This window comes from uncultured Methanobrevibacter sp. (assembly GCF_902769175.1).
GTDB lineage: Archaea > Methanobacteriota > Methanobacteria > Methanobacteriales > Methanobacteriaceae > Methanobrevibacter.
In genome coordinates this window covers 1-15199 of the sequence record NZ_CACXNW010000042.1, presented here as the reverse complement: position 1 = coordinate 15199, position 15199 = coordinate 1, and the positions used below count along the sequence as shown (strand labels likewise).

The following is a 15199-nucleotide window of genomic DNA, read 5'->3' as shown; positions in this document are numbered from 1 at the left end:
AAGTTCAGTTTAATGCTGTTATTGAGTATAAGACTACTGCAGATTTTGTAGCTAGTGCTTCTAATAAGTTCAGTTTAATGAATCAAAGAGAAAATTCTAAAAATTTTAGAAAGGATACTGAGATAAAGTTTTCATGCTTAAAATAAATATTTTGGGTGATTGAATGAATAAAGAAACGAGATAACTTGATTAAAAAGTAACGAAATAATTTAATTTGATTAATTTGATTAAATTATAAATTAAAATTTCATGTTTAAATTAGGCATCTGTTGCCACATGGGCATATTGACAATATGTTTTGTTTTGACTGTTTTAGGGGCAATCAAGCAGAATATACGTTTATTGGATGTATTGCATGTGGCAACAATATCATTTTCATAAATTCATGGTCATTAATAGGTTACGTTTTAAAAAAAGTGTTTAAGAAGTAATTTTACGAAAAAAGAATTGACGCTTTATTTTTCATTATAACTATTTTTATCAAGATTAAAAAAATAAATAAATAAGGATTCAGTTGTTAAAACCAATCCTCTAAGCTTTTTTGAGTTGAACTTAATTTTTTGAGTTTGTCTGTTACATTCAAGACTCTGCTCTCGGAAAATCCGTGCTCTTCACACATGAATTCAACAAGATTGTCCTTATTTGCACTTTTGAACTTGATATCATAATCAGTGTTAACATCATGCTTTAGGAAAATGTCTCTAAGTTCATCAGGTTCTACATCCACTTCTGTAATTCCCTTTTGAACCAAGATGTCCTCTAAGCTATTGTTTCTGATTAGCTTAAGTCCTGTTTTTGCACCGATTCCATGAATTCCTTCATTAAAATCGGTTCCTACCATCAATGCAACATCAATCAATTGTTCTCTTGTCACATCTATTTCGTTTAAGACCTTTTCAAGCTCTAAATATTCAAGGTTTGACAATCCACCACTTAATGTGAGATTTCTTACGATACGTGGAGCTCCAAACAAGAGGCAATCATAATCCTGTGAAGCCACTGCCCATGCATCTCCTTGCTCAACCATGTAAGCTCCCTGTGCTTCACCTTCACCTATGGCTTGCACATAAGGGATACCCATATATTCAAGCAATTTTTTAGAGGATTCAAGGATATATGGAGACATTCTGGAGGTTCTTATTGCAAATTTTCTTGCTTCCTCAATGTTTCCTGCAGCTTTTGCCTCTTCCCATTTTTCCAGTGCCTCTTCCTTTATAGCTCTTCTTTCTTCAATGGTTTTTGCCTTATGTTCGTTGCTGTCTCCATCAAAAACATATATTGGCTTTATACCCTTATCCACTATTGCAGATGTTCTATAAAGGATTCCGCTTAAATGGGAGGTAACATTTCCATTTTGATCCATTAATGGACTGCCGTCTCTTTGACGAATTCCAGATAAGAATTGATAAATGGTGTTATAAGCATCAATTGCAACTGTTCTACCTTCCAAATCTTTTAGGCTAATTTCTTCTGGAGAAACTATGTCCTTAAATTTTACTCCCATATCATCCACCTTGAATTATCATTTTTTTTAATCATTATTTCTTATTTAGCTATTTTGGCTTTATTTTATTATTGGACTATAATAATATATTTATTTTGTGAAATAGAGCATTTGAAAACTAATTTTTATGTATAGTTTACTATTTGTTAGTATTTTAGATTTTACTTGTATTAAAATAGTTTACTATTTATGGCTTTTTAGTGTTTTTTTACTAAAAAGTTTATTTTCAGCATCATATTTCAGTAAAATAATCTATTGGGAAGAATTCCTTAATCCACATTAGAATCTCACCATTCATAATGATGGTGTAGTCTCTTGTCAGGAAATCCTCTTCAGTATTGTAAAGCTCCTTAAGCTTGTCGCTTGCCTCTTCTATTTGTATGACATTTATTTCTCTTCTGGTTTCTGCATTGTATTTCTTTAGGATTCTTCCAATAGGAATATCTGCTCTAACCAAGTCATCTCTCATTTCCTTGCTTAATCTTTTTAATGGAATGTAAGAAACTGCATAGATTAAAGGATAATCATCCTTATGCATTACAATTTCCCTATAGTTCACTTCATCTCCAGCATCAACATTTACCAATTTGGCGCTTTCTTCAGTTGCCGCTTCAAAATGTTGCTCTAAGGTTTTTAAAGCGATTTTTCCATATAATACATCTAAAATGGCTGTAATTGAGCCATCAGTAGTCATTAGAATTTTTTGAGTGTTTGAAAAATTCTTATCGTATTCCTCTTCAACCTGATTGATTTTTTCAATCAATCTTACATTGATGTCATTGTCTGTTGGTTTTGACATAATCTATTCTCCGTGTTCTTATAAGGTTTAGAAATTTGATGAAAGTTATGATTATAGATTATAAGTTATCTGGATTTTCAATAAATCCTGAAATTGCAGATGCCGCTACAACTCCTGCATTAGCTAAGTAGACAGATGAATTTGGATCTCCCATTCTGCCTTTGAAGTTTCTGTTTGTAGAGGATATGCTTGTTTCCCCTTCAGACAATACTCCCATATGTCCTCCTAAGCATGGTCCGCAGCCAGGGTTCAATACCATAGCTCCAGCATCTAAGAATGTTTTTATGTATCCTAAATCCATAGCTTTTTGATAGATTTCCTTTGAAGCAGGAATTATGATTAATCTAACGTCATCATGAACCTGTTTTCCTTCAAGGACTGCTGCTGCTTGTGCAAGGTCAGATAATCTTCCATTTGTACAGGAACCTATAAAACCTTGGTCAATATGGGTTCCAGCAACTTGTGATAATGGCTTTACATTGTCTACATCATTTGGACAGGCTATTTGTGCTTCCATATCATTGACATTAAACAGGAATTCCTTTTCATAGACTGAATCTGCATCAGACTTGAAGATATTCAATTGGTCTTCTGTTTTGCCGGTTCTTTCGCAAATGTAATTAATGGTATCCCTATTAGGTTCCATTATTCCGTTTTTGGCACCCATTTCTATTGCCATGTTTGTCATGGTCATTCTGCTTTCAACATCTAAATTGTCAATGGTTTCCCCACAGAACTCTGCAGTCTTATAGGTAGCTCCAGCTATTCCAATCTCGCCAATGATATTTAAAATCAAATCCTTTGATATGATTCCAGGATTCAATTTTCCTTCAACTTCTATCTTGAATGATTCAGGAACCATAAACCATGTTTTTCCAGTGGCATAGACCATAGCCAAGTCTGTAGCACCCATTCCTGTTGAAAATGCTCCAAATGCTCCATATGTACAAGTATGTGAATCTGCGCCAACTATAACCTTTCCAGGTTCAACATGTCCCTTTTCAGGAAGCACTTGATGGCAGATTCCTTCTCCATGAGTGTAATAATTTTTAATTCCTTGGGTTTTAATGAAATTTCTTGCCACCTTTTGAAACTCTGCAGATCCTATTGTATTTGCAGGTATGTTATGGTCAAAAACAATTACTATCTTTTCATTGTCCCAGATCTTATCGCTTATTTTTTCAAAGGTTTTTATTGCAGGAGGTGAAGTTCCATCATGTGACATAGCTAAATCAACGTCAATTTCTATTATTTCTCCAGGACTAACTTCATGCCCTGCCTTTTGAGATAATATTTTTTCTGAAATGTTCAAATTTAATCTCCTAAAAATTCAATCATTGTCTTTAATTTAATTTTATCTATTTTTATAATTTAATTCATTAGATTTATAAACTTATTTATAAAAATTTCAATTCATTAAAGATTTTTTAAAATAGTTTCCATTTATTGGTGTTTAAAGTTTATTAAAAAAATTCAAATTCATTAATTTTTAAAGATTTTCTATATTGGTTTTCTATTTATTTGTGTTGAAAGTTTATTATAAAAATTCAAATTCATTAAAGTTAAAAATTTATTTTTAAATAATTTCTATCATTATAGTTTAAAATCAGTATTAATGAAAAATAGTTTTTTTTTAAATAATTTCTATCATTATAGTTTAAAATCATATTAAAAAATAGTTTTTGCCAAGAATTAAATATAAAATAAAAAAAGAAATAAATGTTGATTTTATAAATCAACATAATTTGAATCAATGCTTCTTACAATGTCCTTAAATACATTATCGTCAATGTATTTTCCTTCTTCTCTGCTTTCCTTTACCTTTTTAACGATTTCACAGAGCTGATCATTGGTTACTTTGAATCCACATTCGTCAAGCTTTGCCTTAACTGCTCTGCAGCCTGAATGTTTTCCTAAAACCAATTGTCTTTTTTGACCAACAAGTTCAGGTAAGTATGGCTCATAGGTAAGAGGCTCTTCAATAACTGCATCAACATGAATTCCAGATTCGTGTCTGAATACGTTTTTACCTACAATAGCCTTATTGTATGGAATTTCCAATCCTGTTTTCTTAGAGACTAATTCAGATAGCTCTTGGATGTATTTGGTCTTGAATCCAAGGTCTTTTCCGTACAATAATTTCAATGACATTATTAACTCTTCAAGGGAAGCGTTTCCTGCTCTTTCGCCAATACCATTTACTGTGGTTGAAACAGCGCTTCCTCCTGCAAGCAATCCATAAATTGAGTTTATTACAGCCATTCCAAAGTCATTGTGACAGTGCATAGCTATTTCAACATTAGTGACTTTCTTAAGTTCCTTAATCAGGAATGTGATTCCTTGAGGAGTGATTGCTCCAACAGTATCTGCAATATGCACCCTATCTGCACCATAGCTTTCCGCTTTGGAGTAGACTCTTTTTAAAAAGTCCAAATCGGTTCTGGTTGCATCTTCTGCTGAAAATGCTACAAACAATCCATGGTCTTTAGCATATTCAATTGATTTCATGCAGATATTCAATGCTTCCTGTCTTTTGATATGCATCTTATGTTCCAAATGAATATCGGAAGTTCCCATAAAAGTGATTATTCCATCAACATCACAGTCAAGGGCTCTGTCAATATCTCCTTTTTTGGTTCTTGTCAAACAGATAATCTCAGCATCCAATCCTTCATTAGCTATTGCCTTAACTGTATTGGTTTCCCTACTGGATACAATAGGAAATCCTGCTTCGATTTGATGGATTCTTAATTGATCAAGTTTTCTTGCAATTTCCAATTTGTCTTCTTGTGAAAAACAGACTCCTGGAGTTTGTTCTCCATCTCTTAAAGTAGTATCATAAATTGTAATATTTTTAGGGAATTTGTATTCCTCTTCCTTGTTGAAAGGACTTGTATAATATTGCATTTTTTTCTCAACTCTTTGTCTTCTGTTAAAGTATAGTTTTGTATAGTTTTTCTATAGTTTTTTAATTTTATCTCTTTAGTTTAAAATTAATATAATAAGTTTTGTATTTCTTTTTTATAAACTTTTGTATATTTATCTAATTCCATTGGATTAAAATCAATGATATTTGTTATTAATTTAAATGACTATTTGTCCAGTTTTTCCAATAATTCTAAATAAGAAGTTCTTTCAAAGCCATCGGTAATTCCTAATTTTTCAAATAATTCAAAAATGCTTTCTTGTGCCTTGCTATAATCTGCACCGTCATCTAAACTGATTTCTATTTCCATGTATGGATCCAATCCATGAACATTGTCCAAGCTTATTTCATAGTTTTCCAACTTGTAATATTCCCTGTCTTTAATGACTGTTCTTACTTCATTGAATCCTAAGAATTCAAATATTTTGCTGCATTTGTCCGCATCTTCAATTTCCATTTCCACTTCTTGTCTAGTCTTGCTTTTCTTATCTATCTTTGGGCCTTTGTAGGTTATGAATAAGTTATGCTTTTCATCGGATTTTGTTTCCCTTATTCTCAATGCCTCATCAGTTTGGGCAAAGTCCCTTACTGGACTATTGAAATATCTGTCCTCTTGATGTTCTGTTTTGACTTTAGTTGCATTAATTTCATCAAGCCTTTCTCTCATTTCATCGAAGCTGTTGATTTTAGCTTTCACTTCTACCTCTATCATGTTTTTAGTCTCACTTGCATTTATGTAAAAATTCTTTATAATTTTTAATTCAATTGTATATTTGTTTTAAATACCTTTATAAATGGTTGTGTTCAAAAATTATTAATACTAATTTGCTAAAAATTATTATCATTTATATGGTTTATAAGCATTAACTTTATATACTATATAAATGATATATTTTATTAGTAAAAATTTTAATAAAAAAATTATTAATTTTAACTGTTTTTATTGTCAATTTTTTTTTATTTGTCAAAACTAAAGTTATATTAATTTTTTAAAATATTTACTTACTTTTTTTTTTAAATAATTTGGAGGTAATAAATTGACCGATGTTGATATAAAAATAGAGAACATTGTTGCTTCTGCAAGCATTGGTAAGGATATTGTACTCACTGATGTTGCTCAAGCATTAGAAGGTGTCGATTTTAACAAAGAACAGTTCCCTGGATTAGTTTTTAAACTTCAAGATCCTAAGACTGCTGCTTTAATTTTCAGTTCCGGTAAACTCGTATGTACTGGCGCTAAATCTATCGACGACTCAAAGTTAGCTATTAAAAAAACCGTCGATCTTATGAGAACTATTGATACAGAAATTCCTCATGAGTTTGATATTAAAATTCAAAACATTGTTGCTTCTGCAAATTTACAATCAACATTAAATTTAGAAGCAGTTGCTTTGGAATTGGAAAACACTGAATATGAACCGGAACAATTCCCTGGTTTAGTATATCGTTTATCTGATCCTAAAGTTGTATTATTATTATTCGGTTCCGGAAAAGTTGTTTGTACCGGTGCTAAAACCAAAAAAGATGCTAGGTTAGGTGTGGAAAACGCAAAAGCAAGACTTAGCGAATTGGACTTAATATAATTGGTGATATATTGATTAAACTTGTAGTATTTGACTTAGATAATGTTATTATTGATGGTGAGGGTATAGATGAGATTGGAAAATTAGTAAATATTGAAGATCAAATTGCAGCAATCACCGAGCAAGCTATGCAAGGTGAAATCGACTTCGAAACATCCATTAAGAAAAGAGTAGGACTTCTTAAAGGAGCTTCTACTGAAGATATTAAAACATTAGCTAAAGAAATGCCTTTAATGAAGGGTGCTGAAGAAACAATTTCCACTTTAAAGGAAAATGGTTTTGATGTAGCAATTATAAGTGGTAGCTTTGATATTATCGCTGATACTATTAAGGAAAAACTTAATGTGGATAATGTATTCACTAATTCATTAGTTGAGAAAGACGGGGTCTTGACTGGTGAAGTAACAGGACCATTAGTGTCTGGTTCAAAATTAGATGTTCTGTCTAAATACATTGAAGAAGTAGGATATTCATTAGATGAATGTGTTGCTGTTGGAGATGGGGCTAATGATATTTCTATGATTGAATCTGCAGGATATGGGATTGCTTTTAATGCTAAACCTGCTTTAAAAGAAAATGCAGACATTATTGTAGAAACCCGTGACTTAACTGACGTTTTAAATGTCGTTATCAATTTAAACTCTGAAAACACTGAAGGAGATGCTGACGTGGATAAAGAAGTTGCTGTAGAAACTGAAGTAGTTGAAACTACTGATGTAGTTGTTGAAAACCAAGAAGAAGAACAAGTTGCAGATGCAACTGAAGAAGTAGTTGAAGAAACCGAAGAAGTAGAAGACGTTGTTGGAGCTGAAGAGGCTGAAGAGGAAGTAGTTGAAGAAGATGCTGCTGAGGAAGAAGCTGAGGAAGCTGAAGAGGAAGCTGCTGAGGAAGAAGCTGAGGAAGAAGCAGAAGCTACTGAAGATGCTGCTGAAGAAGCTAAACCTAAAAAATCTAAAAAGAAAAACACTCTTCCTGAACCTGATTTCGAATTAGCTGACACCATTGAAGGTGTAAGAGCTCAAAAAGATGAAAGAGAAGAGCTTATTGCTCAAGCAGAGAAGCTAAAGAACAACGTAAAATACGTGATGAATTAAATTCTGAATTAAAAGAAAACTTAGCTAAAGCTATTGAGTTCAGAGATCAACGTAATGAGATCAACAAACAAGTTGAGGAAAACAAAAAAGCACGTAATAAAGTTAACGAAGAGATTAAAAATCTCGAATGGTCTTCTGGTAAAAAAGATAAGGTTAGAATCGAAGTTGAAATCAAAAAGATTGACAAAATCATTGAAACCAGAGTTTTAGACATTAAGAAAGAAAATCAACTTGTTAAAAATGCAAATGACTTAAGAAAAGAACTTGCAGAAATCAAAGAAGACGACAAAGTCAAAGAAGAAGTTGCTGAACTCAAGAAACAATCTGAAGAATACCATGCTAAAGTGGTAGAGCTTTCAGAACAAGCACAAGAAGCTCACGAACAAATGCTTTCTTACTTCAGAAAAACTGATGAAATCAGAACTGCTGCTGATGAAGCACACAAATTATTCATCCAAGCAAGAAAGAATGCTTCTGCAAAACATGAAGAATTTAAAATGGTTTTAAGTGAAATTCATGTAATCAATAAAAAATTAGGAAGCAACAAAAACAGAAAACGCAGATCTGATAAATCTAGCGGTTCTTCAAGCAATAAGAAAAATCGTGAAGAAAAAGAAAGAGCTGAAAGTATCTTTGATAAATTCAAAAACGGTAAAAAATTATCTACCGAAGAGCTTTTACTCTTGCAAAAATACGATATTAATTAATTAAATTATATTTAATTAATTTTTTTCTTTTTTTCTTTTCAAACTTTTTTAGAAGTTTGATCTAAATATTTTCTTTTTTATTTTTTGTTTAATTATTTTTTTATTTTACTTTTTTTATTATTTTTAATTATATTTTGTTTTAAATTATTTTGATTCTTTTATTATTTTTAATAATTTTATTGTTCTCATATTTTTTAATCATTTATTTATATTAGTTATAATATTTATTGCCATATAGGGGATGCATAATCACATAACTTTTCATTTATTAACACTTGATGCAAATATTGAATATATGTCTAATTTAAATCATATGAAAAGTTTGAAATTATAAAATTATTAAAGCAAAAAACAATTAAAAGGCATAAAATAATTACTGGTTTTAAGAAATTTGAAAAAAGATGGCTAGTATTGGCTAGGTTTGTAATAAAATATTAAGTGATTTGGTTGTTATAAGTTAAAAAAATTAAAAAAAAAGATTTTAGCCCTAATTTTTCAATTAGAGCATTTTTTACAATGATTAGTTGATAACATATTCATCCATCTTTAAATTCATGGATACCATGTCACGTTTTAAGAGCACTTTTTTGTAGCTGTCTCCGTATTTACCAAGTTTTATTCTATGGATAATATCTTTAGCTGTTGCACTGCTTATTTCTAAGTGATTACAGATTCCATCGAGAGTATAGGAACCATACATTTTATAGATTAAATTAGCTGTTGGGTCTATTTGAATTTCTTTGATTTCTAAATCTGCAATATCTTGAATTTGTGTTGGGGCCATGTCATACTCTATTGCAATTTTTAGAGTTGAATGTCCTGCTTTGTAAAGACTAATGATCTCTTGGTATGCAGTATTAACAGCATTGATTTCTTCATCTGAGAGGTTTCCATAACTATGTTTGGTAAATACATCCATTATTGATATATATAATGGATTTGGGGAATTATCTATGAATTTGCAAGTATTTTCATTAAGATTATCATGGTAATTTACTGCATGGGAATTTTTTTCTTTGTTGTTTGAGAAAGTACAATTTTCTAGGGAATTGTTATCATTATAATTGATACAGTTATTATTGTTTTGTGTTTTTTCGCTAGTTTGGTTTGTGTTTATTGCTTCCTCGAGGAGTTTTGCTATTTCCTTTTCAAAGTTGGGATGTCCTTCGTGTCTATAGATTGGCTCTTTTGATTGGTTATAAGCTGAATCCTTTTTTGGGATATATATACTTACATTTTCCTTTATCGTCAGAGCTTATGTTTATGCTATCAGTTTGTATGGATGATTCATCATTGGTTATCATATCATCAAAATGACATCCGTCTATTGATTCTGCATAATTTGCATTGTAAGCATCAGCGGATGCTGCTACTGCACTTGCTCCTAAAAGAGCGATCATTATTAAACATAATGTTAAAATTATTTTTTTCATTTTTCACACTCATTTATATAATTTTATAAAATTAAGTAGTTGTATATCCGAGGACATATATAAAATATTCCGAGTGTAAGTGCTTACTTACATATTATTTTTTGAAATAGAGCCTGTCCAAAAGTTATATTTTTTAATCATTTTTTTAATATGCGTTATAATGTTTATTGCCATATGGTGGATGCATAATCGCATAACTTTTCATTTATTAACACTTGATGCAAATATTGAATATATGGTTAATTTAAATCATATGAAAAGTTTGAAATTATAAAATTATTAACGCAAAAAACAATTAAAAGGCATAAATTAATAACTGATTTTAAGAAATTTGAAAAAAGATGGCTCGTATGGGTAGGTTTGCAATAAAAGAATAAGTGATTTTAGTAAATTGGAAAAATATATTTGGAATATGGTGATCAAAATCGGTGTTTTTTTAGGGTTTTGAAAATTTGGATTTAGAATGGATTAATTAAAAGTAGTGTTTTTTTTAGGATTTTGAAAATTTGGATTTAGAATATATAATAAATTGGAAAAAAATAGATTTTGAATAAAAATTAGAAAAAATATAAAATTAAAAAAAATAGAAAATTAGAAAATTAGAAAAAATTGAAATCACGATAATTGTTTTTTTCGTGAAGAGCTTCGATTCCTATCATTAACATTTTGTAAGTGACTGCAGGAAGGGTATGTTCGTTAGTTTCTACGGTTCCATTACGCATTTGTTTCATTATATCTTCAATCATATTTTCAGATGTAATGTAATGGCATTTTTTGTATACTTCGTTTACAATGATTACAGTGTCTTCGTAGGTGTGTTTCATGTAAACTTCAATTATAAATTCGTAAGTGTCGTAACGTGGACCGTTTGGGTCTTGGGTTAATGGAGTGAATATTTTTTTGTTCAATGAGGTATAAAATCTGTCGATTTCACTTTGAAGAGCTTCTTTCTTTTCTTTGGTTACGTATATTCCTTTTTTATTTTTAGGATAGAACATGTAATCGTTTTCTTCTTCTACTGTGGTGTTGGAGTCAGAAGAACTTACGATGTCTTTAACTTCAACGTCTTCAGTTACGAGATCATCGGTTTCAATGATTTTTGCATCTGGGGAAGTGGAATCGTCAATTTCAACTTCAGCTTCAACTTCGTTTATATCTTCGGAAATGGAATCGATTTCCATTGCATCAACATCATCAACAACGATAGCGCCGTCATCTGCAACGGCACTGGTTACATCTGCTGCTGAAGCTGTTGCGACAGCAGCTAATAATACAAATAAAGTCATAAATAAAAGAACTATTTTTTTCATTTTTAATCACCTTTTGATTTGATGTGACTTAATCACAGAAACTTTTTTGTTAGTTAATCACAGTAACTTTTTTGTGTGTAGTTAATCACAGTAACTTTTTTGTGTGTAGTTAATCACAATTAATCATAGTATATTGGGGGTCATATATAAAGTTTTTCGAATGCAAGTGGTTGATTGCATCTTATTTTTAAAAAATAAGGATAATTAATCGTTTATAGTCTAATTAAAGGATTTTAAATCATAATATTTTTTGATTAAGTGGTGTTGGTGAGTAAAAATAGGGATAATCTTTTTTAATGGATTTTAAAAAATGGGTTTTGTTTGTTAATACTAAAACAATAGGGAATTTTTGCTTAAATTTTTGTGAAGCATTGAATGAATTAATTTAATTCATACAAATTTTTGAATAAAAATGATAAATTCATACAATGTACTGAATAAAACAATGCTTGAAAATTTGCAATTCAGGCATAAGAAATCATAAAAATGTATAATTGCAATTCATGTATAGAAATCATAAATATATATAATAGATAAATCTAATTTTATTATAATTAAAGAGAAAATATTTTATGAGACATGTTATAATATATTATGAGATGTTATAAGATGTTATGAACTGTATGGTATATTTTAGAAACATTTTATGAGACATTTTTGAAACATGTTATTAAATAATAATTATTTTTAATAGAGATGATATTATGGCAGATAATGATAATAATTCTAATGATGAAAAGAAGGAAGAGAAAATAGAGGTTTGCTATACTTGTGGCAAGGAATTTGATATGAACAGCGATGAAGGCGCTCATTATCACTATGGCGAATATCCAATGTGTGGCTACTGCTCTAATTTCTATGGATTTTATAAGGAAGATCTTATGGATAAGGAATAATTTATTTTTTTTCACTTTTTTCGGACAATCTGATTTTGCATAAATAAATTTTTATTTTATTTTTATTAATTTTATTAATTTATTTAATTTATAATTATATAATTTTATTTTTTTATTAATTTTATATTTTAATTCATTTTTTCAGTTTTATTATTTTGTCAATTTTATAATTTTATAATTTTATTAATTTCATTTAAAATTCTATTTTTTTAACAGTTTCCTATTTTTTTAAAGTTTAGTAAAATTTTCAATTATCTTTTAATTTTTCACTTTAAATTAAATTTTATTTTCAAATTTTAATATTGATTTAGTCTTGAAATTCCAATTTTTTCAAATCGAAAATATTAAATATGATTGTTGAGTATAAAGTATTTATAATTTTAAATAACTTTTAAAATTTCAATTTTTTCAATTTATTTGTTAGATTTTATAAAAACTATTTTTATAGAATTCTATTTTTATATAAAACATATAATTTTATTAATATATTAATTAATAATTTTTTTAAGTTTTATTATTCTTATTTAACAATTTTTATTATTTGTGATAAATATGCATGAAGTGATTATTTCAGAAAAACCAAAATCTGCTGAGAAGATAGCAAAGGCTCTTTCTTCAAAAGCCCAAAAAAAGAAATATGGTAGGAAAATCAATTATTGGGAATTTGAAGAAAACGGTAAAAAGACCACTGTTTTATCTGCAGTAGGTCACCTTTACTCTTTAACATCTGCTAGCTCAAGAGACAGATTAGGTTTTGATTTAACATGGGTTCCAGCATATGAAGTTGAAAAGAACAGCGGCTATGTTAGAGATTATGTTTATGCAATTAAAAAGCTCTCTAAAGGTGCAGATAAATTTGTTCATGCTTGCGATTACGATGTGGAAGGTACATTAATCGGATACAATGCCTTGAAATATGCTTGCGGAAATAATGCAGAGGCAAAGGCATCCCGTATGAAGTTTTCCACTTTGACCAAAAAGGATATTGTAGATGCATATGACCATATGATTGACATTGACCCTCACCAGGTTGACAGTGGAATTGCAAGGCATATGCTTGACTATTACTTTGGTATGAACATTTCATCAGCTTTAATGGATGCAGTCAGATCCGCTAGCTATAAGCGCATAAGCTTGTCTGCTGGACGTGTTCAAACTCCTACCCTATCAATTTTAGTGGATAGGGAAAAGGAAATTGCATCATTTGTTCCTGAACCTTATTGGCAAATCAAGGCAAAATCCGATTTTGACATTATAGCAAATCATGTTGAAGATAAGATCTTCGATAAGGAAAGAGCTCAAAAGATATTTGATGAATGTCAAGGTGCTGATGCAACTGTTACAGATGTCAACATCAAGGAAACCATTAGGAAGCCACCTATTCCATTCAATTTAGGTGGATTGCAATCTGAAGCACATACAGTCTTTGGATTCTCTCCTAAAAGGACTCAAGTTGCAGCTCAGAACCTTTATGTTGGAGGATACACTTCCTATCCACGTACATCATCCCAAAAGCTTCCTGAATCATTAGGATTTAAGGAAATCTTTGCAGGTCTTCTTAAGGATGAAGAGTTTAAGAAACATATTGTTGACTTGCCTTCCAAACTAAAGCCTAATGAAGGTAAAAAGGAAGATGCAGCACACCCAGCTATTCACCCAACTGGTGTATTGCCATCTAACCTATCTCCTGATGAGGCAAAGATCTATCGTTTGATTGTATACAGGTTCATAAGCGTTTTCAGTGAAAATTCAAAATTGGAAACCATGAAGGTAAATCTAAATGTGAACAATGAGGAATTTGTATTTTCAAGAAAAAGAGTTTCCCATGAAGGATGGTTAAAGCATTATCCATTTAAAAAACAGGAAGCTGATGAGTTCCCTCCACTTAAGAAAGGGGATTTCCTAAAGATTCATGAAATTCTTTCAGAGGAAAAGGAAACCAAACCTCCTGCAAGATACAATGAAGCTTCCCTTATTAAGGAATTGGAAAAAAGGGATCTTGGAACAAAAGCTACCCGTGCAGACATTATTACTAAATTATATGATAGGAAATTCATTGACGGCAAGAAGATTGAAGTAAAGCCATTAGGAATTCATATAATCGATACCTTAAAGCAATATTGTAAGAACTTAACCAGCGAAGAGTTAACTCGTGAATTTGAAAAGGAACTTGACTGCTTATCTGCAGATAAGATTACCAAAGAGGAGATTCTTGCCAATGGTGAAAAAGAGGTAAGGTCAATCCTTAAGGATATCGATCAAAATCAAAAGGAAATCGGTACAAAGCTTTATGAATCCTATCAGGAATCCAATATCATTGGTGACTGTAGCTGTGGAGGAAAATTGCTTAAGAAATATTCCAAAAGAAACAAGCAGTATTTCATTGGATGTTCAAAATTCCCTAAATGCAGAAACACCTATTCCTTGCCAAAAGGTGCCAATATCTTGAAATCTACTTGTCCAACCTGTGGATTGCCTATGATTTCAGTTAAGAAGAAAGGTCAAAAAGGACGTGAACGCATGTGCCTTGATCCAAATTGTGGTAAAGAGGTAAGTAAAAGAAGAGCTCCTGAAGTTGTTGGCCAATGCCCTGAATGTGGCAGAGACTTATTGAAACGTCATGGTAGATTTGGTGAATTTATAGGATGCAGTGGTTTCCCACAATGCAGATTCACTTGCCAAATAAAAGATTTGGATAAAATTGGAAAAGAAGAAACTGAATCTCAAAAGGAAACAGCTAAATAGATGGAAAAGAAGAGGCTGAATCTCAAAAGGAAACAGCTAAATAGATTTTAAAGTGAATTTAAATAATTTTATTTAATTATTTTTCACTTTCTTTTTTTATTTTTTTGAGAGGGTGTCACAAATTTTGAAAAAAAATCAAATTCATGATCCCAATTTTTTTTTTTAATTTTTTCCAAAATCCAAAAAATTCTTTTTATTTTTT

12 protein-coding genes and 1 pseudogene are annotated in these 15199 nt (G+C 30.4%); 5 read left to right on the top strand and 8 right to left on the bottom strand.

The window, feature by feature from the left end:
• The first annotated feature begins 249 nt into the window (after window positions 1-249).
• On the top strand, window positions 250-381 hold the full coding sequence (locus QZV12_RS12530; RefSeq protein ID WP_295622360.1) for a hypothetical protein: 132 nt from the start codon (window positions 250-252) through the stop codon (window positions 379-381).
• 136 nt (window positions 382-517) lie between these two features.
• Here QZV12_RS12530 and fen read toward each other — a convergent pair whose 3' ends face one another.
• The 5 genes from fen to cyaB all read right to left on the bottom strand — a co-directional run bounded on the left by fen (window position 518) and on the right by cyaB (window position 5941).
• The gene (fen, locus tag QZV12_RS12525) at window positions 518-1504 is read right to left on the bottom strand and encodes a flap endonuclease-1 (RefSeq protein ID WP_295622359.1); all 987 of its coding nucleotides are present in this window, start codon (window positions 1502-1504) and stop codon (window positions 518-520) included.
• Between the two features lie 232 nt (window positions 1505-1736).
• Window positions 1737-2303 (bottom strand): chorismate lyase, encoded by a 567-nt coding sequence (locus QZV12_RS12520; RefSeq protein WP_295622358.1) that lies wholly within the window; start codon window positions 2301-2303, stop codon window positions 1737-1739.
• Window positions 2304-2361: 58 nt separating this feature from the next.
• On the bottom strand, window positions 2362-3615 hold the full coding sequence (gene hacA / locus QZV12_RS12515) for a homoaconitase large subunit (RefSeq protein WP_295622357.1): 1254 nt from the start codon (window positions 3613-3615) through the stop codon (window positions 2362-2364).
• Window positions 3616-4031: 416 nt separating this feature from the next.
• Window positions 4032-5210, bottom strand: a complete 1179-nt coding sequence (locus QZV12_RS12510) for a homocitrate synthase family protein (protein WP_295622356.1) — start codon at window positions 5208-5210, stop codon at window positions 4032-4034.
• 185 nt (window positions 5211-5395) lie between these two features.
• The gene (gene cyaB, locus QZV12_RS12505) at window positions 5396-5941 is read right to left on the bottom strand and encodes a class IV adenylate cyclase (RefSeq protein WP_295622355.1); all 546 of its coding nucleotides are present in this window, start codon (window positions 5939-5941) and stop codon (window positions 5396-5398) included.
• Window positions 5942-6266: 325 nt separating this feature from the next.
• Here cyaB and QZV12_RS12500 point away from each other — a divergent pair, with 325 nt between their 5' ends.
• Window positions 6267-6812, top strand: a complete 546-nt coding sequence (locus QZV12_RS12500; protein WP_295622354.1) for a TATA-box-binding protein — start codon at window positions 6267-6269, stop codon at window positions 6810-6812.
• Window positions 6813-6823: 11 nt separating this feature from the next.
• Window positions 6824-8613, top strand: a pseudogene (gene serB / locus QZV12_RS13770) (phosphoserine phosphatase SerB).
• A 520-nt stretch (window positions 8614-9133) separates the two neighbouring features.
• Here serB and QZV12_RS12485 read toward each other — a convergent pair.
• The 3 genes from QZV12_RS12485 to QZV12_RS12475 form a co-directional block, all read right to left on the bottom strand.
• Complete coding sequence (locus QZV12_RS12485) at window positions 9134-9532, bottom strand: hypothetical protein (protein WP_295622351.1); 399 nt, start codon at window positions 9530-9532, stop codon at window positions 9134-9136.
• A 277-nt stretch (window positions 9533-9809) separates the two neighbouring features.
• The gene (locus QZV12_RS12480; protein WP_295622350.1) at window positions 9810-10013 is read right to left on the bottom strand and encodes a hypothetical protein; all 204 of its coding nucleotides are present in this window, start codon (window positions 10011-10013) and stop codon (window positions 9810-9812) included.
• Window positions 10014-10645: 632 nt separating this feature from the next.
• Window positions 10646-11356 (bottom strand): hypothetical protein, encoded by a 711-nt coding sequence (locus tag QZV12_RS12475; protein WP_295622349.1) that lies wholly within the window; start codon window positions 11354-11356, stop codon window positions 10646-10648.
• Between the two features lie 704 nt (window positions 11357-12060).
• Here QZV12_RS12475 and QZV12_RS12470 point away from each other — a divergent pair.
• Together QZV12_RS12470 and topA are read left to right on the top strand one after the other, a co-directional pair.
• The gene (locus QZV12_RS12470) at window positions 12061-12252 is read left to right on the top strand and encodes a hypothetical protein (RefSeq protein ID WP_295622348.1); all 192 of its coding nucleotides are present in this window, start codon (window positions 12061-12063) and stop codon (window positions 12250-12252) included.
• A 552-nt stretch (window positions 12253-12804) separates the two neighbouring features.
• Window positions 12805-14997 carry a DNA topoisomerase I gene (gene topA / locus QZV12_RS12465; RefSeq protein ID WP_295622347.1) on the top strand — a complete coding sequence of 731 codons (2193 nt, stop codon included), beginning with the start codon at window positions 12805-12807 and terminating at the stop codon, window positions 14995-14997.
• The last annotated feature ends 202 nt before the right edge of the window (window positions 14998-15199 follow it).